This window comes from Candidatus Pelagibacter communis, from assembly GCF_001180225.1.
Lineage (GTDB): Bacteria > Pseudomonadota > Alphaproteobacteria > Pelagibacterales > Pelagibacteraceae > Pelagibacter > Pelagibacter ubique_D.
Genome location: NZ_CVST01000026.1, coordinates 1 through 780, shown reverse-complemented (window position 1 = coordinate 780; position 780 = coordinate 1). Strand labels below are relative to the sequence as shown.

Sequence of the window (780 nt, the reverse complement as noted above, 5' to 3'; positions counted from 1 at the left end):
CTGATTTTAAAGTTAAAGAAGAAGCAAGACCAAATAATCAAAAGAGTAAGAAATTTAATAAAAAAAATAAATTTAAAAAGAAATTTAAGAATAAATTTTCTAACAATAAATTAAGTAAAAAGAAGAAATTCAAAAAATTTGAAAACAAAAATAATAAAAGAAAATTTAAAAATAGAAAAAGACCTAAAAACTTTAAATTTAAAAAAAATAAAAGAAAATAGATTTATATTTTTTGTATTAAAGAAGCGCTATTATTTGTAGGCTTATTTACATCTTTTGAAACTTCATGAAATATAAGATCTGGTGATTTACGTTCATTTAGAAACGCTGATCCTTGTAATTCTAAATTAAGATATCTATTAACATCTACTTGATTAAGAATAACTGGTTGTCGGTGATGAATTTCCTTAATATTTTCTTTTGCTTCTTCTGTAATTAAACAAAACTGATCGTCTTCAAATATTCCTGCAAAATAGATGGTATTGGTATCTTCACGGGTAAAGTAATGAGGTGTTTTTTCTTTCTCTTCCCTCTTCCATTCATAAAATCCATCTGCAACAGCAACACATCGATTATTTTTTATCAATTTTTTAAATGAAACCTTTTCATCAATGGTCTCAAGTCGTGCATTAATCAGAGCTTTAAAATCTTTATCTTTTGCCCAACTTGGGACCAAACCCCATTTCAAAGCTTCTAAGGTATTTCCATTTTTATATTTTTTTATAACTGGAAGTTTTTGATAAGGATGAGCATTATAGTTTTCATTATCCTCTACCTGAA

At 25.5% G+C, this 780-nt stretch carries 2 protein-coding genes; one reads left to right on the top strand and one right to left on the bottom strand.

Annotation, left to right across the window (positions count from 1 at the left end; genetic code table 11):
* Nucleotides 1-221, top strand: a 221-nt coding sequence (locus AMN99_RS05740; RefSeq protein WP_179850425.1) for a hypothetical protein, incomplete at its 5' end; no start/stop codon positions are given.
* Nucleotides 222-223: 2 nt separating this feature from the next.
* On the opposite strand, the gene AMN99_RS01635 is transcribed toward AMN99_RS05740, so the two are convergent.
* Nucleotides 224-780, bottom strand: a 557-nt coding sequence (locus tag AMN99_RS01635) for an SOS response-associated peptidase (protein WP_075506106.1), incomplete at its 5' end; no start/stop codon positions are given.